Source organism: Burkholderia sp. AU27893 (assembly GCF_002223205.1).
Taxonomy (GTDB): domain Bacteria; phylum Pseudomonadota; class Gammaproteobacteria; order Burkholderiales; family Burkholderiaceae; genus Burkholderia.
On sequence record NZ_NKFD01000001.1, the window covers coordinates 2007439 to 2024614 of the forward strand.

14 protein-coding genes are annotated in these 17176 nt (G+C 65.8%); 12 read left to right on the plus strand and 2 right to left on the minus strand.

Features of this window, described 5'->3' with window-relative positions:
- The first annotated feature begins 43 nt into the window (after positions 1 to 43).
- From CFB47_RS09575 to CFB47_RS41710, 3 genes are all read left to right on the plus strand, one after another.
- Positions 44 to 1156: an agmatine/peptidylarginine deiminase gene (locus CFB47_RS09575; RefSeq protein WP_089461013.1), complete on the plus strand. Its 1113-nt coding sequence runs from the start codon at positions 44 to 46 to the stop codon at positions 1154 to 1156.
- Between the two features lie 153 nt (positions 1157 to 1309).
- Entirely contained in the window at positions 1310 to 2134 is an 825-nt protein-coding gene (locus CFB47_RS41705) for an agmatine deiminase family protein (RefSeq protein WP_256946671.1), read from the plus strand.
- A complete protein-coding gene (locus CFB47_RS41710; protein WP_256946672.1) occupies positions 2131 to 2736 on the plus strand; it encodes an agmatine deiminase family protein in 606 nt (201 codons plus the stop codon). Before CFB47_RS41705 ends, CFB47_RS41710 begins: the two co-directional genes overlap by 4 nt.
- A gap of 570 nt (positions 2737 to 3306) precedes the next feature.
- Here CFB47_RS41710 and CFB47_RS41150 read toward each other — a convergent pair.
- Positions 3307 to 3447: a hypothetical protein gene (locus CFB47_RS41150; protein ID WP_179243632.1), complete on the minus strand. Its 141-nt coding sequence runs from the start codon at positions 3445 to 3447 to the stop codon at positions 3307 to 3309.
- A gap of 194 nt (positions 3448 to 3641) precedes the next feature.
- Between CFB47_RS41150 and CFB47_RS09585 the strand changes: the two genes are divergently transcribed.
- The 9 genes from CFB47_RS09585 to CFB47_RS09625 all read left to right on the plus strand — a co-directional run bounded on the left by CFB47_RS09585 (position 3642) and on the right by CFB47_RS09625 (position 15490).
- Positions 3642 to 4226 (plus strand): fimbrial protein, encoded by a 585-nt coding sequence (locus CFB47_RS09585; RefSeq protein ID WP_089440040.1) that lies wholly within the window; start codon positions 3642 to 3644, stop codon positions 4224 to 4226.
- Positions 4227 to 4250: 24 nt separating this feature from the next.
- Positions 4251 to 5006: a molecular chaperone gene (locus CFB47_RS09590; protein ID WP_089461014.1), complete on the plus strand. Its 756-nt coding sequence runs from the start codon at positions 4251 to 4253 to the stop codon at positions 5004 to 5006.
- A gap of 181 nt (positions 5007 to 5187) precedes the next feature.
- Positions 5188 to 7812 (plus strand): fimbria/pilus outer membrane usher protein, encoded by a 2625-nt coding sequence (locus CFB47_RS09595; protein ID WP_089461015.1) that lies wholly within the window; start codon positions 5188 to 5190, stop codon positions 7810 to 7812.
- A 4-nt stretch (positions 7813 to 7816) separates the two neighbouring features.
- Complete coding sequence (locus tag CFB47_RS09600) at positions 7817 to 8617, plus strand: molecular chaperone (protein ID WP_089440043.1); 801 nt, start codon at positions 7817 to 7819, stop codon at positions 8615 to 8617.
- Between the two features lie 77 nt (positions 8618 to 8694).
- Entirely contained in the window at positions 8695 to 11706 is a 3012-nt protein-coding gene (locus tag CFB47_RS09605) for a filamentous hemagglutinin N-terminal domain-containing protein (RefSeq protein WP_089461016.1), read from the plus strand.
- 58 nt (positions 11707 to 11764) lie between these two features.
- Positions 11765 to 12940: a fimbrial protein gene (locus CFB47_RS09610; RefSeq protein ID WP_089440045.1), complete on the plus strand. Its 1176-nt coding sequence runs from the start codon at positions 11765 to 11767 to the stop codon at positions 12938 to 12940.
- A gap of 186 nt (positions 12941 to 13126) precedes the next feature.
- On the plus strand, positions 13127 to 13942 hold the full coding sequence (locus CFB47_RS09615; protein WP_089456177.1) for an ABC transporter substrate-binding protein: 816 nt from the start codon (positions 13127 to 13129) through the stop codon (positions 13940 to 13942).
- A 97-nt stretch (positions 13943 to 14039) separates the two neighbouring features.
- Positions 14040 to 14762 carry an amino acid ABC transporter permease gene (locus CFB47_RS09620; protein WP_089440047.1) on the plus strand — a complete coding sequence of 241 codons (723 nt, stop codon included), beginning with the start codon at positions 14040 to 14042 and terminating at the stop codon, positions 14760 to 14762.
- A 2-nt stretch (positions 14763 to 14764) separates the two neighbouring features.
- On the plus strand, positions 14765 to 15490 hold the full coding sequence (locus CFB47_RS09625; protein ID WP_089461401.1) for an amino acid ABC transporter permease: 726 nt from the start codon (positions 14765 to 14767) through the stop codon (positions 15488 to 15490).
- A 163-nt stretch (positions 15491 to 15653) separates the two neighbouring features.
- On the opposite strand, the gene CFB47_RS09630 is transcribed toward CFB47_RS09625, so the two are convergent.
- Positions 15654 to 16916: a M23 family metallopeptidase gene (locus CFB47_RS09630; protein WP_089461017.1), complete on the minus strand. Its 1263-nt coding sequence runs from the start codon at positions 16914 to 16916 to the stop codon at positions 15654 to 15656.
- Positions 16917 to 17176 lie beyond the last annotated feature (260 nt).

Below are 17176 nucleotides of genomic sequence, written 5' to 3' on the forward strand. Positions count from 1 at the left end.
CACCGAAGCACACGAAGCGATCGGCAAGCGAAAGAGGAATGTCATGACAACGAGACGTCAACTGTTGAAACGCGGCCTGTCCGTATCGGGGGCGGCGCTGGCCGCCGGCGCGCTGGGCGGGTTGCTCGGCCGCACCGCGCACGCGCAGCAGGGCGCAACCTGGCACATGCCGGACGAGGGCGCGCCGCACACGGCGACCTGGATGGCGTTCGGCCCGAGCGAGGACATCTGGGGCGCGCGGCTGTTGCCCGTTGCGCGTGCGAACCTGGCCGCGATCGCGAAGGCGATCGCCGCGCACGAGCCGCTCAAGATGCTGGTGCGCGAGCAGGACTATGCGATCGCGTCGCGGCTGTGCGGTTCGTCGGTCGAGCTCGTCCAGCACCCGGTCGACGATCTGTGGATGCGCGACACGGGGCCCGTGTTCGTGAAGAGCGCGTCGGGCCAACTCGGCGGCGTGAGCTTCAATTTCAACGGCTGGGGCAACAAGCAGGAGCACGACCAGGATGCGGACGTCGCGCCGTTCGTGGCGGAGCGCGCCGGTGCGCGGCTGCTCGACACGCGGCTGGTGCTCGAAGGCGGCGGCATCGAGGTGGACGGCGAGGGCACGGCGATCATCACGCGCAGCTGCGTGCTCAACCGGAACCGCAATCCGGGCGTCAGCCAGGCCCAGTGCGAGGCTGAGCTGAGCCGGCTGCTCGGGCTGAAGAAGATCATCTGGTTGCCGGGCATCGCGGGCAAGGACATCACCGACGGACATACCGACTTCTACGCGCGCTTCACGAGCCCGGGTGTGGTGGTGGCCGGGCTCGATACCGATCCGTCTTCATACGACCACGCGGTGACGCGGCAGCATCTGGAGATCCTGCGGAAATCCACCGACGCGAAGGACCGCCCGTTGAAAGTCGTCGTGCTGCCGGGGCCGAAGTCCGTCCGGCATCAATACGAGAACGAGGCGTTCGCGGCCGGCTACATCAACTTCTACGTGTGCAATCGTGCGGTGATCGCGCCGGCGTTCGGCGACAGCCGCGCCGACCGCAATACGCGCGACACGCTCGTCGACCTGTTTCCGGGGCGCGAGATTATCCAACTGAACATCGACGGCATCGCCGCGGGCGGCGGCGGCATCCACTGCACGACGCAACAGCAGCCGGCCTGAGCGCGGCTGCGGGCCGGCACGCGTGAACGGCCCGTACGACCGTAGCAGGCAGCTGTTCATTCCGGACTGCTGACAACAATGCGGATTCCGTCTTGCGAGACGGAAGCCGGCGTGCTCGCGTGCGCGCCGACCGCACAAGGGAGTTGAAACTTGATGAAACGACGTACCCATGCGAGCACCGGCAAGCGGATGCAGCGCACACCCGATAGCGGCCGGCGCGGCTTCATTCGATATTCGGCCGCTTTTCTCGGCGTGCCGCTGCTCGGCAGCCTGACCGCTTGCGGTGGCGGCGGGGACGGTGCATCCGGCGCGGCTTCCCCGTCGCCAGGCACGACACCTGGCACGACGCCGTCGACGCGGCAGGTCAAGTACCGGCTGCCGGCCGAAGATGCGCCGCACGCGTCGACCTACATGGCATTTGCGTCCGGCGCGGATGGCATCTGGATGCCCGTCACGCCGCAAAGCACGGATGCCGGCATCGACCGCGTGCGGGCCGACCTGATGGACGTCGCGAAGGCGATCGGCGCAACCGAACCGGTCGACATGCTGGTGCTGCTGGTCGATCTCGACGCGGCCCGCGCGCTGCTCGCGACCGCGAGCGTCGCGAACCCCGACCTGCATGCGCGCTATGCGGCCCGCGCCGCGGGCGCGGGCGGGATCAACCTCGTGCCGCTCGCCGACGGCTTCAACGATTTCTGGGTGCGCGACACGGGGTGCCTGTTCGTCAGGGATACGACGAACGATAATGCGCTGAATGCGGTCGGCTTCAATTTCAACGGCTGGGGCAATGCGAATACCGACGGCGCCGGCATGAGCCCGGGCGCGACGGTTCCGCCGGAAGTCGCGGCCGCGAGCAACCGGTCGAAGGCGGGCAAGTTCTTCCAGCCGTTCAGTCGCGACAACGCGGTGGCGGGCTGGATGGCGCAGCGCAAAGGCGCGAGCCTGATCCGCAGCTGTTCGACATCCCGAACGGCGTGATCGCGAGTGCGACGCTGCTGCCGACGGCGAAAGACACGGTGCTCGCCGAACTGCAGCGCACGCTCGGCGTGCGGAAGATCATCTGGCTCCCCGGCACGGCGACCTATCCGCGCGGCAGCGGCGTACGCGGTGCCGGGGGCGCGGCGACCCCGGCCGGCGAGACCGACATCACCAACGGGCACGTCGATTTCTACGCACGCTTTCTCGCGCCCGGCGTGGTCGCGTGCTGTTACGACGCGTCGAATTCGACCGGCGAGCGCGCGTTGACGGACGCGAACCGGCAACGGCTCGCCGGGCAGACCGATGCGAACGGCCGGCCGCTGCAGATCGTCGAGCTGGTGCCGCCGGTCAATTTCGGCACGTCGTCCGGCACGACCCTGAACGACCGGCAGATGACGAATTTCGCGGCCGGCTACATCAATTTCTACGCCTGCAACGGTGCGATCGTCATGCCGAAGTTCAACGACGCCGCGGCCGACGCGGCCGCCGTCGCCGCGATCCGGCCGTATGCGGGGAACCGGGCGATCGTGCAGGTCGACATCCTCGGGATCGCGTCCGGCGGCGGCGGCATCCACTGCGCGACGCGGGAGGTGCCGGCGTGAGCGAATCCCGTCATATCGATATTGAAATCGATTCGTTGTCCATGACGGGCGAATTCCTTAATCTGGGCCTGTAGTTCGTGTGACACCTCCTTGACTGGGATTCGCGCCCGCTGCTTGCAGCGGGCGTCTTTTTTGGTGCGCTGCGTCTCATGTGGACGCTGGCGGGGGTGGTCGCGCCCGCTTGCTCGCCCGTCCGGTTACCGCATGCCGGCGCGCCGGTCCGGATCGGCCGCACCGGTGACGGCTCGATGCACCCGGCGACGGGCTGCTTGCGCTTTCGGGCGGGATCCAATTCCTGCCTGCTGGCAGCGCCGGAGGTCGGCGATGAGCGTGCGGTTCGCCTTCGCGCATTCCCGGGGGAATCGTTCACGTCGACAACAAGTCTATTTCGAGACAAGCAGAAATATATCGATTGGATAGCTTGCGTCACCCGAGCAATCGGAAAAAAATATGCCGAGATAATTCTCATGTGACTTGTCCTATGTTTTTGATTATTTTTCGGTAAGGAATTGATTCGCTTTCAATTTTTGCCGCACTTGTTATGTGAAAAGTAAAAACAATTTTTACACTTCATGAGTTGAATCGAAACGCCATGTCGAATTGTTCGCGTCGTGTGTGCGTCGCGCGGCGCTCCTGATTCGATCCGATGGGGCTTCGTGAGGCGCCATCATCGCGGCTGATCAGCGCGCCGGATGGAAAAATGATGCTCATCTTTCTTACTCGTACTATTTGATGGATGATTGCGAGCCAATAGAATTGCTTCGTTGTCGTTTTTCTTGGGTAAACAATTTAATTATTCGAGATGACGCGACGCGATCGGCGCTTCGGGGAATCGAGTCCATGAAAATCCGAAGCCGATCAGGCTGTTCCGAGAACAATCTTCTATTTTGAGAGGAATTCCAGAGATGAACTTGAATTTGCTTCGGAGTTGCATTGCGGCAGGCATCGCGAGCGCCGTACTGGTACCGTCACTCGCCCATGCATTTGACGGCGAACTGGCCTTCTACGGAAGCATCTCCGACGTTACGTGCAACGTGAACGGCCAAGCGCCAGGCGCCGGCAACCGGCAAGAGGTGCAACTCGGCGACCGCATCAGCCCGTCCACGTTCGACAAGATCGGCGCGACGTCGCCCGATACAGAGTTCAACGTGAAGATCGGCGGGAATACGGGCTGCACCGACGGCACGAAGGTCGTGATCGAATTCGATCCGGTGTCGGTCAACATCAATCCGTCGACCGGCAACCTGAAGCTCATCGGCACCAAGCCGGCGGAAGGCGTCGAAATCCAGATCAAGGACGCGGGCAACGGCAAGACCGGCAAGATCATGCTCGGGAAGCCCCAGAACATCTCGGATGCCCAGGTCGCGACGGTCGCGAGCAACACGGCGACCTTGACCTATAAGGCGGCATACGTGTCGACGGTCGCGAGTACAAACATCAAGACGGGTTCCGGCAATTCGTTTATCCGGTACATGCTCGCTTACCACTGATCGTCGCAATTCGCGTTCCACGTCATGACATTTTCAATTCGCATTCCTTATTTGAGAGTCGTGGCCGGTGTCGTGGCGTGGACGGCCTGCGCCACGCTGGCGCAGGCCGCGCTCCTGCTCAACGGTACGCGAGTGATCTTTCCCGAGCACGCTCGCGACGTGACGATTCGGATGGAGAATTCCGGCACCCAACCGGTGCTCGCACAGAGCTGGATCGACGACGGACGAGCCGACGTTCCGCCCGAGCAGATGCGCACACCGTTTGTCGTTGCACCGACCCTGGTGCGAGTCGAGGCAGGGCGCGGTGCGGTGTTGCGCATCACAAACATGCAGGAATCGCTCCCCACCGACCGCGAATCGGTGTTCTGGCTGAACGTGCTCGAGGTGCCGGCGGTTCAGCAAGATGCGGAAAACCAGTTGCGCTTCGCGTTTCGAACCCGGATCAAGTTGTTCTATCGGCCTTCGATACTTGTGAACGACGTCGACACGGCGCAGGACCAACTCGCCTGGAAGGTGCTCGCCGAGGCGACGCACGCGGGCCAGCGGCAGGTCGCGCTCGAGGTGTCCAACCCGACGCCGTACTACGTTTCCTTCGGGGCGGTCGAGGGCGAAGTCGGCGGCAACTTCATCTCGGCCGGTGGCGGGATGGTTGCGCCGTTCGGTACGCAGCGGTTTCCGTTACCCGGCGTCGCGCAATCGCATCGCCCGACGTCCGTGCGCTACGTGACGATAGACGACTACGGCGGGCGCACCACCATAACAAGAAAACTGATCGACTAAGTCGCGTCACTCCAAGCAACGCATTCAGCAGGCACCACCCGGCATATCGATTCCGATGTATCGATTCGGTATGCAAAATAACGCTATCCACATGCGCAGGTCAGCAGTTTTCCATTCGTCACGCACGTCGGAGGTTGGTCCGCAACTTTCGCAGCATCCATGTCTGCTGGCAGTCGCCTCGGTGTTTGCGTTGATCGCGATGACGTCGGGCGCGAACGCCGGCGCGGAGACGATCGACGTGGCGGTGCGGGACGATGCACACGGTGAGCGCGCCGACGCGTCGCCGGAGGCCGGCAAGACTCATTTCGACGGCTCCATGCTGATGCACGGCCTGGGCGGCGAGCGGATCGATACGACGCCGTTTGAGCGTCCGAACGCCGTCATGCCGGGGCTGCGTCGTGCAGATCTGATCGTCAACGGTCAGTGGCGCGGCGTGGAGGAGATCACCTTCCGTCGTGGTGCGCGGGGCGACGTGCTGCGTTGCTATGACCGGCTTCTGTTGCAGCGGGCCGGTGTCGATCTCGACCGGAGCGCGCGGGGGCAGGACGCGGACCAGCCGTCAAACCCGATGCCGGATGGAACGATTTGCGATGCGCTCTCCCGGTACATACCCGGTGCCGCACTGTCGTTCGATGCGGCCGAGCAGAAACTGTATCTGACGGTGCCGGCGTTCTACATGCGGCTTGCCGGCCGGAGTACCTACGTCGATCCGGCGAACTGGACGAACGGCGTACCCGCCGCCTGGCTGAACTACAGCGCCAGCGGATTCACGACCCGCTCGGGCGGCGCCGAATCCTCGCAGCTCTACACGGGCCTCTCGATGGCGGCCAGCGCCGGGCGGTTCAGGATTCGCCACAACGGCAACTTCACCTGGTCGCAGCGCGGCGGCGCGCGCTATCAGCGCGGCTACGTCTACGCGCAGACCGATCTTCCCGACTGGCATGCGCAGCTGTTGGCCGGCGAAAGCTCGACCAGCGGGATGCTGTTCGACGCCGTATCGTTCCGCGGCGTGCAGATCGCCAGCGACGACCGCATGCTGCCCGACGAGCAGCGCTACTACGCGCCGGTCGTGCGCGGCGTCGCGCAGTCGAATGCCAAGGTGGCGATCTACCAGCGCGGCTATCTTGTGCACGAAACGACCGTCGCGCCGGGGCCGTTCGCGATCGACAATCTGCAGGCGATGAGCTACGGCGGCGACCTGAACGTGACGGTGACCGAGGCCAGCGGCGAAACGCGCAGCTTCGTGGTCCCGTTCGCGACGACGGTTCAACTGCTGCGCCCCGGCAGTACGCGGTTCAGCGCGATGGCGGGCAGGGCGATCGACCTCGGCGGCAACGTCGGCACCCAGTATGTCGGCCAGTTCACGGTGCAGCGCGGCGTCAGCAATGCGGTGACAGCCTACGGCGGGGCGGCGTTCGCGAGCCGCTACCAGTCGGTGTTGATGGGCGTCGGGCTCAACACGTCGATCGGCGGCTTCGCGGCCGACATCACGATCGCGCGCACCCAGCCGTCAGGCAGCGAGCGCCTGACCGGCTCGAGTGTTCGCGTGTCGTACAGCAAGAACCTGCCGAACAGCGGCACGAACTTTTCGCTGCTCGCGTATCGCTACTCGACGAAAGGCTACCTCGGCCTGCGCGACGCGTTGCTGCTGAACGGTCAGAGCAACCAGGGTACGGACGCCGCATCGTTCGCGCGGCTGCGCAATCGGGTCGATCTCAACGTGAGCCAGCAGGTCGGGCGCTCGGGCAGCGTTTATGCGAACGGATCGGCGCTCAGCTACTGGGCGGGCGGCGGGCAGTCGCTCAGCTTCACGCTCGGCTATAGCACGCAATGGCGCGACGCGACGCTGACCGCGTCGGTGCAGCGCGTGCGCAATCTGTCCGCGCGGCAATCGTCGTTCGGCGGCGGCTCGGACAGCACGCTCGTCAGCGTGAACGTTTCGATTCCGCTGGGACGCAATACGCGGCGTGCGCCGATCTTCAGCACGTTCATGACGCAGGACAGCAGTGCCGGCACAAGTGTCAATGCGAGCCTGGCCGGCCGCTTCGGCGAGCGGGGTGACGGATCGTACTCGCTGTCGTCGAGCTATGACGGCAACAGTCGCGCGCCATCGGGCAGTTTCGGCGTCGGCTATCAATTGCCGGCCGCGTCGCTGTCGGCGAGTATCGGCATCGGGAGCGATTACCAGCAGGCGTCCGCCAGTGCGACTGGCGCCCTGGTGCTGCATCCGGGTGGCCTGACGCCTGCGCCCACCTTGAGCGAGACGATCGGCGTCGTGCATGCGCCGCACGCGCGGGGCGCGCTGGTCGCGAACACGAGCGCACGTGTCGACCGGTTCGGCTACGCGATCGTGCCGAGCCTCACGCCGTATCAGCTCAACAAGATCGACCTCGATCCGAAGGATATTCCCGACGACGTCGAGCTCAGGACGGTATCGCGCAGCATCGCGCCTCGTTCGGGCTCGATCGTCATGCTGTCGTACGACACGCTGAAGGCGCGCGCGCTGCTGATCGACGCACAGACCGAGGACGGCCGGCCGCTGCCATTCGCGGCGCGTGCACTCGATGCACGTACCGGCGCCATGCTGGGCGGGGTCGGGCAGGGGAGTCGACTACTGGTGCGCAGTGCCGACGACGACGGGCAAATTCGCGTCGAATGGGGCACGCGTGCCGATCAGCGGTGCGTGATCGACTACTCGGTGTCACCGCAGGAGCAGACTGCCCGCGGCTACGTGACGCTGACGCGCGTCTGCCGTGCGATTCCCGTGACGGCGCCTGTCGCCGCAGGCCGTGGCGAGGGGCAATAGGTCGATGCACGGTCACGCTTTCCTTCCCGCACCTGTGGTTATCCGATCGTCGTGCCGAGCCCTCGCAACGACCCGCACTGCCAGGATCGTGCGCGCCGCGGTGGTGGCTTGCGCGGCGAGCGTCGGCGCGGTCACCGGCCACGCGGCGCTGTCCGTGGTCGGTACCCGCTTCGTCTATCCCGGCGATGCCCGTACGCTGACGATCCTCGCGCGCAACGGTGGGGCTGACCCGATCCTGGTTCAGGCGTGGCTCGACGTGGGCGACGCGAATGCCGATCCGAGTCGCCTGCGCGTGCCGTTTGTCGTTTCGCCACCGCTCACGCGACTCGATCCTGCTCAGCCGCTGTCGATCCGCGTGCAGTCTGTCGGGGGCGATTTGTCGACCGACCGGGAATCGTGCTTCTGGCTCAACCTGCTGGAAGTGCCGCCAGCCACCCCAGCGGCCGACCGAGTGCTGCGTATCGCGTATCGGCTCCGAATGAAGCTGCTGGTTCGGCCGCCCGGTCTGGACGGCGATCCGGACGACGCACCGAAACGGCTCGAATGGATGCATGGCGACTCGCACGCCGATTCGTCGATCGTGGCGCGCAACCCCACGCCGTACTACGTGACGCTGACGCGCATCCTGCTGAACGGTGAACCCGTCGTGCTTGCGAACGGCGCGGTGGACGTCGCGCCGTTCGGTCGGGCGGAGATCCCGACCGGCATGAAGGCCGACGCGAAGGCGGGTGGCGCGATTGTGTTCGACGCCGTCGACGACAGCGGTGCAGCGCTCGAGCATCGGGCGAGGTTCGCGCGGCCGTGATCGACCTACCGCCAATGCTTGCAGTACCCGTCCTGTCGGGGGTCGACAGGGTTTCAACCACAACAAGGAAAACGAGAATGAACAAGGCATATGCTTTGGTATGGAACGCCAGGCAGGGCGTTTGGCAGGCGGTCGGCGAACGGGTACGCCGGCACGGCAAGTCCGCGACGCGCGTGCGCGTCGTCGCGGTGGCGGCGCTGTTTGCGAGCGGCGCGGCGACGTCCGTGCATGCGCTGCCGACCGGCGAGAACGTCGTGTCCGGGAAAGCCGACATTCTGCGCTACGACAACGGGCAGCAGATGTCGATCAACCAGCACACCGACAAGCTGGTCACGAACTGGCAGACGTTCGACGTTGACAAAGGGCAGCGCGTCACGTTCAACCAGCCGTCCGTGACGTCCACCGCGCTGAACCGCGTGGTCGGGCAGGATGCCAGCGCCATCTACGGCACCATCGAGGCGAACGGCCGCGTGTTCCTCGTCAATCCGAACGGCATCCTGTTCAGCAAGAGCGCGCAGGTCAATGTCGGCGGCCTGGTGGCGACGACGCTGGACATCAAGAACGACGACTTCGAAGCCGGTCGTTTCCGCTTTTCCGGCAAGTCTCCGAGCGAAGTGCAGAACTACGGCAATCTCGTGGCGAGCGAAGGCGGCGCGATCGCGCTACTTGGCGCGAAAGTCGTCAACAGGGGGACCGTGCAGGCGCAGTTGGGCACCGTCGCATTGGGCGCGGGCAGCGACGCCACGCTGAACTTCGACGGCAGCAAGCTGCTGAGTGTACAGATCGACCAGGGCATCATGAACGCGCTGGTCAGCAACGAGCAGTTGCTGAAGGCGGACGGCGGACGGGTGCTGATGGGCGCGAAGACCGTCGATACGGTGCTGCGCACGGTGGTCAACAACCTGGGCACGATCGAAGCGCGCACGCTCAGGAATGTCGCGGGACGAATCTCGCTGGACGGTCACGACGCCGGCACCGTCAACGTCGCGGGTGTCATGAACGCGAGTGCGGCGACGCCGGGCAACGGCGGCACCGTCGACACGCGCGGCGCCGACGTGAAGGTGGCGCTCGGCGCGATGGTCGATACGCGCGCGACCAACGGGCGCGGCGGTACGTGGCGCATCGCATCGTCCGACGTGTCGGTCACGGCGGGTGCGAATCAGCCGGGCACGATCGTGGCAGATACGCTGTCGCGCAACCTCGCGACCACCGACGTCGAACTGATTGCCGAACGTGGCGCGATATCGGTCGACGGGCCGGTGACCTGGGCCAGCGGCAACCGGCTGGCGCTGACCAGCCGGCAAGACGACGTGTCGGTCACCGGCGCGCTGCGCGCGACCGGCGCGAATGCGCGCGTGGCCATCGACGCGAAGAACAGTGTGCGGATCGCGGCACCGATCGCGCTGACCGGCGCGAATGCGCTGCTGACGCTCGACTATGGCGTCGCGCATTCGCTCGCGGGTGGCGCGGCCGTGACGCTGTCGGGGGCGGGGGCCGGCTTCGAGTCGAACGGCTACCGCTATACCGTGATCCAGAACCTGCAGCAACTGCAGGGCATCAATACGAATCTCGGCGGGCTGTACGTACTCGGCAACGCGATCTCCGGCTCCTGTTCCTGGTATGCCTGTACCACGTTCAAGACCATCGGCTCGGGCGCTTCGTTCTTCGGCGTGTTCGATGGTCTCGGCAATTCGATCAGCAACCTCGTCATCACGAGCAGCGATCCGTATGCGGGGCTGTTCGGCCGCAACACGGGGACGCTCGCCAACCTCAACCTGAAATCGTTGAGTGTCAGTGCCGCTTCCGGTGTCGGTCCGGTATCCATCGGCGGACTGGTGGGCGAAAACGCCGGCAAGATCACGAACGTGACCGCGACGGGCATGAAGGTGAGCGCCGGCGCGAGCCGCAGCAATGCGCTGGGCGGACTGGTCGGCATCAATCGCGGCGAGCTGTCCCAATCGTCATATGCCGGATCGGTGACGGGCAACGGAATGTCGTATGCCGTCGGCGGGCTGGTTGGCGAGAACCGCGTGGATTGGAAGGGGGGCGGCATCGTGTCCGATGGCGATTCCAACGCGACCGTATCCGGCGGTGCATCGAATCTCGCATCGATCGGCGGTCTGGTAGGCGTGAACCGGGGCGGTGACATTTTGAACTCGACGAGCCGCGGCACCACGTCTGGCGTCAATATTGCCGGCGTGCACGTCGGTGGGCTCGTGGGCGCGAACCTGTTCGGCACGATCTTCAAAGGCACGGCGCTGGGGCGCGTGACAGGTGGTGGCTCGGGCGGTACGGCGGGCGGGCTCGTCGGCCTCAATACCGGCAAGATCGTCGAGTCGATTGCGAGCGGTGTCGTCGACGGCCGATACGCACAAGCGATCGGCGGCTTTGTCGGACTGAACCAGGGCAACGTGACGGACGGCAAGGCAATGGGCGCCGTCATGAGCGCATCGACCGGTTCGACGGGCGGTTTCGTCGGCAGCAACGTGGGCGCGGACGCGGTCATTTACATGAGCGAAGCGCATGGCGCGGTCACCGGTGGTCAGGGTGCGAACGGCGGCTTCGTCGGCAGTCACCTCGGCGGCAAGATTGCACACTCGGTCGCGCGCGGCAAGACGACCGGTGGCAACTACAGCAAGACGGGCGGCTTTGTCGGCAGCAACGCGGCCGAACTGACCAACAACGACGCAAGCGGCGACGTGTCTGGCGGCACCAGCGCGTCGGTGGGGGGCTTCGCCGGCGCCAACACGACGTCCGGCACGATCGAGACCGCATGGGCAACCGGCAAAGTGTCGGGTGGCTCGTCGAGCACCGTGGGCGGGTTTGCCGGAGAAAATCTCGGCACGGTGCTCGACGCAACGGCATCGGGGACGGTCAGCGCCGGCTACTATGCGACGCTCGGCGGCCTGATCGGCCTGAACGCCGGGCTCGTCGAGCGCTCGGGCGCGAGCGGGCGGATCAATGTGTCGTCGTATCAAACCCTGGGCGGCCTCGTCGGCATCAACCGCGGCATCTTCCGCAACAGCTTCGTATCCGGCGAGGCTGCGCTGCAGAGGATCGCCGGCCTTAATCTCGGTGTGATCGAGTAATGCAGCAGGCGGCGGGCGAGCATGACCGGCGTCCGCCGCCGATGCAACGGGAGACAGCATGAAGACGATTCAATGGCACTCGCCCGGGAGAGCCGGTCAAGCGATGCGTCGCCTGGCGATGGCGGGATATCTGGTGATTGCATTCGGCGCGCATGCCATCGCGCAGGAAAGCGGTGGCTTGACAGCGGTGGATTGCAGCTACAGTAACCTCGACGCGACAGCCTGGCGCATGGTGACACCGTTGACGAGTACGACGCCGGATAACGCGATCTTGTATCAACGTACCGTTTCTCTCTTTGTCTCATTCAAGTACGGCAAGGCTTTGACGCAGCACGAACTGGTGACCGCGGGACATTGGGCGCCGGGCAGTATCGTCACGGACGGCACCGCGCAGACGAATGTATCCGGCATCGGCTTGCAATGGGCCGGTGTGTCCGGCGACAGCGTCGAACGCACGCTGCAGCAGGGCGCGTTGCCGATGGTGACCGCGAAGTACGGGCTCGGTAGCTCGGGCGGCGTCGGTTCTGAAACGCAAATCATGCGTTTCCGGCAGTATCTGGTCCTCACGAAGCCGGCCGCACAATTGCCGCAAGGCAAGCTGGTCGTCAAGAACCTGCCGGGCAATCCCACTGTCGCAATCTATGCGATCGACTTTCCGAAAGGTCTCGCGTCGGTGGGCGGCACCGTGACGGTGCCGGAGCAGACGACTCCCCCCAACCTGTGCAAGCAGATGAAGGCGTTTGTCGGCGTCGGCAACGTATGTATCGGCAGCGAGTGCGAACTCCATGTGCCGAATCGTTGCGAGGTTGTGACGAACACGGTGAAATCCGTCACGCTCGGCAATTTCGCGATCAGCAGTTTCCCCGCGATGCATGCCACGTCGAAGCCGGTCAATTTCGATATCACGCTCAGCAATTGCGCGGCCGCGGCCAAGCCGTCGATCAGTTTCCGGGACAAGGCCCCGCAGCCGAACCCGGACAAGACGCTGCTGCAGCTGAGTGCGCCGGCCGGTCAGGCGGTTGCACGGGGGTTCAACATCGCGATGAAAAACGAGTTGACCGGTGAGCGGATTGCGTACGGCGAGCCGGGCACGGCCACGACTTATCCGATGCGGCGCACGGGTGACCTTGCCTCGATCCCATTGAGTGCCTGGTACGTTCGCACCGGTACGGATGCGGAACTGAAGCCCGGCTATGCGGGCGGCGGCGCGGAATTTTCGTTTACGTTCCCGTGACGACGCGCGCCGCATCGCGCGGGGCTCATTACGAAACCCGCTGAGCAAATCACCATTTGTTGGTTCGGATTCGCCGCACGCGCTGATACGTTAGCGGCTTCGCGACGACACACTCCGTCGCGATGTTCTTCGAACCGGGCCGCCGCGCGATCCGCGGCGGCCTTCATAACAAATCAGGTCGTGCTCATGAAATTCCACACGCTCGCTACGTGGCTCGTCGGAGCTGCGCTCATCACCGCAGGCACCGTCGCGCATGCGGACCGTCTCGACGACATCAAGAAGGCCGGGGTGCTGCGCGTCGCAACGTTCGACAGCAACCCGCCGTTCGGCTATGTCGACGGCAAAAGCAATCACATCGTCGGCCTCGACGTCGATTATGCGAAGGCACTCGCCGACAAGCTCGGCGTGAAGCTGCAGCTCCAGCCGACCAACCCGGCGAACCGCATTCCGTTCCTCACATCCGGCAAGGTCGATCTCGTGCTCGCGAACTTCACGATCACCGACGAGCGCGCGAAGCAGGTCGACTTCAGCATTCCGTACTTCTCGTCGGGCCAGCAGTTTCTCGCGAAGAAGGGCGTGCTGAAATCGGCCGACCAGCTGAACGCGCTGCGCGTCGGCGCCGACAAGGGCACGACCAACGAAATCACGCTGCGCGAGAAATTCCCGAAGGCGACGATCGTCGCGTATGACGACACGCCGTTCGCGTTCGCCGCGCTGCGCGCCGGCAACGTGCAGGCGATCACGCAGGACGGCCCGAAGCTGATCGGGCTGCTCGCGAACGTGCCCGACAAGCAGAACTACGAGATCCCGGCGTTCACGATCTCGAACGACTACATGGGCGTCGGCGTGCCGAAGGGCGAGACGCGCCTGCTCGGCTTCGTCAACGACACGCTGAAGGGGCTCGAGGCGAACGGCCGCGCCGCGCAGATCTACGACGCATGGTTCGGGCCGACGACGAAGACGCCGCTCACACGCATCTTCCGGATCGGCGACAAGACCTGATCCGCATCGCACGCGCGCCGCGACTGGCCGAAGCATCATCGGCCAAGCGGCGCTTTTCGCATTCTTCCGATCGCGCGCTTCGCGCCCGCAACACAGCATGCTCGGGTTGGCTCCCAAATACCTGTCCTGGCTCTGGCAGGGCTTCCTGCTGACGCTCGGCCTCGCGGCCGCGTCGGCCGTCGTCGCGACCGCCGGCGGGCTGCTGCTCGCGGTCATGCGCCATGCGCGCGGCACGGCGCCGCGCGCGATGGCGGCCGCGTACGTCGTCACGTTCCGCAACACGCCGCTGCTCGTGCAGTTGCTGTTCTGGTATTTCGGTGTCGCGTCGCTGCTGCCCGAACCATGGATCGCGTGGCTGAATGCGCGTCATGCGTTGAGCATCGGCCCGTTCACGCTTGCGTGGCCGTCGTTCGAATTCGTCGCGGGCTGGGTCGGGCTGAGCGCCTATACGGCCGCGTTCGTCGCCGAGGAGTGCGAAGCCGGCCTGCGCGGCGTGCGGCGCGCGCAGCACGATGCGGCGGCCGCGCTCGGCCTCACGCCGATGCAGTCGCTGCGTTACGTGGTGCTGCCGCAGGCGGTGCGCATCGCGTTGCCGCCGCTGTTCGGCCAATACATGAATCTCGTGAAGAACTCGTCGCTCGCGATGGCGATCGGCGTGGCCGAGCTGTCGTATGCATCGCGGCAGGTCGAGACCGAGACGTTCAAGACCTTCGCCGCCTTCGGCGTGGCGACCGTGCTGTACGTCGCGGCGGTGGCCGCGATCGAAGCGCTCGCGTATGCGGCCACGCAATGGCGCGACCGGCTGGGAGCGGGGCGCTGACGATGGATCTCTCGCTGCTGTTCGCCAATCTGCCGTATCTGCTCGTGGGCGCGTTCCCGGAAGGGCCGCTCGGCGGCGCCGCGCTGTCGCTGCTGCTCGCGATCGCGTCGGCCGTCGCCTCCGCCGTGCTCGGCATCGCGCTCGGCGTGGCGATGGCGCTTGCGCGCGGCCCCATGCGCGTGCTGCTGCTCGCGTTCATCGGCTTCTTCCGCGCGATTCCGGTGCTGATGCTGATTTTCTGGACCTACTTCCTGATGCCGATGCTGCTGCACATGGACGTGCCGGGGCTCGCGACGGTGGTGTGCGCGCTCGCGCTGATCGGCGGCGCGTATCTCGCGCACGCGGTGCATGCGGGCATCGTCGCGGCCGGCGACGGGCAATGGCAGGCCGGGCTGTCGCTCGGGCTCACGCGCTGGCAGACGGTGCGCTACGTGCTGCTGCCGCAGGCGATCCGGATCATGACGCCTTCATTCGTCAACCAGTGGGTCGCGCTCGTGAAGGACACGTCGCTCGCGTATATCGTCGGCGTGCCGGAGCTGTCGTTCGTCGCGACGCAGGTGAACAACCGGCTGATGGTGTATCCGGCACCGATCTTCCTGTTCGTCGCGCTGATCTATCTGGTGCTGTGCACGTCGCTCGACGGCGCGGCACGCTGGCTGCTGTCGCGGCGCCCGCGCGCGGAACGCGCCGCGCACGCGGCGGCCGAATATACGGAACCCGCGCGGTGACGGCATGCCGCGGCCGTTTCGAATGGCCGAAGACGGCGTGTCGTTGAATCCGCGCAGCGGACAGCGCGTCACGCAGGCCAGCCCCGCTCGGGGGCAGGGGCACGGAAGGTTGAGCGCCTGCTGTGCGCCGCTGCGAGTCGAGCAACGGCGCGCAGCACGTGCATCACGATGCCGAGTAATGCGTATTGAAGACGGCGCGCAGCGTCGATGAATCGGTCGCGAAATCGCCCCATAGCGGCCCGTCGTTCTGCGCGAACGCGAACGGCGTCGTACGGATCGACGCGAGACGGAAGCGCCATTGCGCCGCTTCCTGGCGGAAGGCGGTGAGCTGCATGTCGGACAGTGCCGTCTGCGCGCTCGCGAGCGTGACGAGCGGATCGACCGGATTGTTGGCGACGCGCACCTCGAAGTGCAGGTGCGGGCCCGTCGCGGCGCCCGTCATCCCGACCGAGCCGATGCGCTGGCCCTGCTTCACGGTCTCGCCCGTCTTGAGGCCGTGCGCGAACGCGGACAGGTGTGCGTAGTAGGTCGAGTAACCATCGGCATGATCGACGATCACGTAGCGGCCGTAGCCGCCCGGATCGGTGCCGACGAACGACACGACGCCATCGGCCGCCGCATCGACGGGCGTGCCGCTCGGCGCGGCAAGATCGACGCCCGTGTGGAACGCCATCGCCTGCGACAGCGGGTGAATGCGTTCGCCGAAGAACGAGCTGATGCGTGTCCACTTGACCGGCATCGTGAAGGCGGCGGCTTCGAGCGGCGAGCCGTCGAGCGCGTAGTACGCGCCGTGCTCGGCGCCCGGCGCGCGGAACCAGATCGCGCCGAACGTGCGGCCGGCGACGCGCAGTTCGAGCGCGGTGAGGCGCGGCGTGCCGTCGCTCGTATCGAACGCGACGCGGTAGTAGTCGCCGCGCTGCGCGCTCGCCCGCATCGCGACCTTGCCGCTGACGAGATCGCCAAGCTGGATGCGCACCTCGGGCGGCACGTCGAGACGGTTCAGCGTATCGGACAGCGTGAGCTCGATGTCGCCCGCGCGCATCCCGTGCTGGTTTTCAGGGGCCGCGAACTGGAACAGGTTCGCATAGCCGAGCATCTCGTTGCGGTGCGCGCTGAGCGGCGCGAACAGCCCCGGCTGCGGGCTGCGGTCGTTGCGTTCGCCGGCATCGTTGCGCTCGCCGATCGTGCGGGCTAGCTCGCTCGTCACGAAATGCTGCGCGGTGGGAAACGGCGTGTCGGACAGCACGCGCTGCGGCAGCGCGGCCGTGCCCGAATCGACGGCGCCCGGCAGTTGCGACACGGCCGGCAGCGCGGCGAGGCCGAGTGCGGCGAGGGCGCCGAGCACGGCGGCCGGCACGAGCGCGCGCGCAATGCGCTGCGCGCGGCCGGGCGCGAAAGCATCAGGGGTAGCGGCAGACTTGACCAAGGTGTCCACATCCAGGAAAGCGGTTCAAAGGGGTGTGGGCGGGGTCCACCGGCGGCACATCCGTCGGGCAGCGACGGGGCGGGCGGCGGGCGTGCAACAAAACAGGCCCCGCCAGGGGCCTGTGTCGTTTCCGTTCGACCCAACGCGCGGGGCGGGCCCGCTTCGAACGGCGGCGTGCATGCCGGGTCGTACCCGGTTATCACGAAGACGCTAAAGAAAGATGACAGCGTCAGTCTACCGATGTTCCGCGAAACGTTAAA

What these genes read in the sequence shown, in the direction of transcription:
- CFB47_RS09575 (WP_089461013.1), top strand. Translation starts at nt 44, where the DNA reads ATGACAACGAGACGTCAACTGTTGAAACGCGGCCTGTCCGTATCGGGG.
- CFB47_RS41705 (WP_256946671.1), top strand. Translation starts at nt 1,310, where the DNA reads ATGAAACGACGTACCCATGCGAGCACCGGCAAGCGGATGCAGCGCACA.
- CFB47_RS41150 (WP_179243632.1), bottom strand. Translation starts at nt 3,447, where the DNA reads ATGAGCATCATTTTTCCATCCGGCGCGCTGATCAGCCGCGATGATGGC.
- CFB47_RS09585 (WP_089440040.1), top strand. Translation starts at nt 3,642, where the DNA reads ATGAACTTGAATTTGCTTCGGAGTTGCATTGCGGCAGGCATCGCGAGC.
- CFB47_RS09590 (WP_089461014.1), top strand. Translation starts at nt 4,251, where the DNA reads ATGACATTTTCAATTCGCATTCCTTATTTGAGAGTCGTGGCCGGTGTC.
- CFB47_RS09600 (WP_089440043.1), top strand. Translation starts at nt 7,817, where the DNA reads ATGCACGGTCACGCTTTCCTTCCCGCACCTGTGGTTATCCGATCGTCG.
- CFB47_RS09605 (WP_089461016.1), top strand. Translation starts at nt 8,695, where the DNA reads ATGAACAAGGCATATGCTTTGGTATGGAACGCCAGGCAGGGCGTTTGG.
- CFB47_RS09610 (WP_089440045.1), top strand. Translation starts at nt 11,765, where the DNA reads ATGAAGACGATTCAATGGCACTCGCCCGGGAGAGCCGGTCAAGCGATG.
- CFB47_RS09615 (WP_089456177.1), top strand. Translation starts at nt 13,127, where the DNA reads ATGAAATTCCACACGCTCGCTACGTGGCTCGTCGGAGCTGCGCTCATC.
- CFB47_RS09620 (WP_089440047.1), top strand. Translation starts at nt 14,040, where the DNA reads ATGCTCGGGTTGGCTCCCAAATACCTGTCCTGGCTCTGGCAGGGCTTC.
- CFB47_RS09625 (WP_089461401.1), top strand. Translation starts at nt 14,765, where the DNA reads ATGGATCTCTCGCTGCTGTTCGCCAATCTGCCGTATCTGCTCGTGGGC.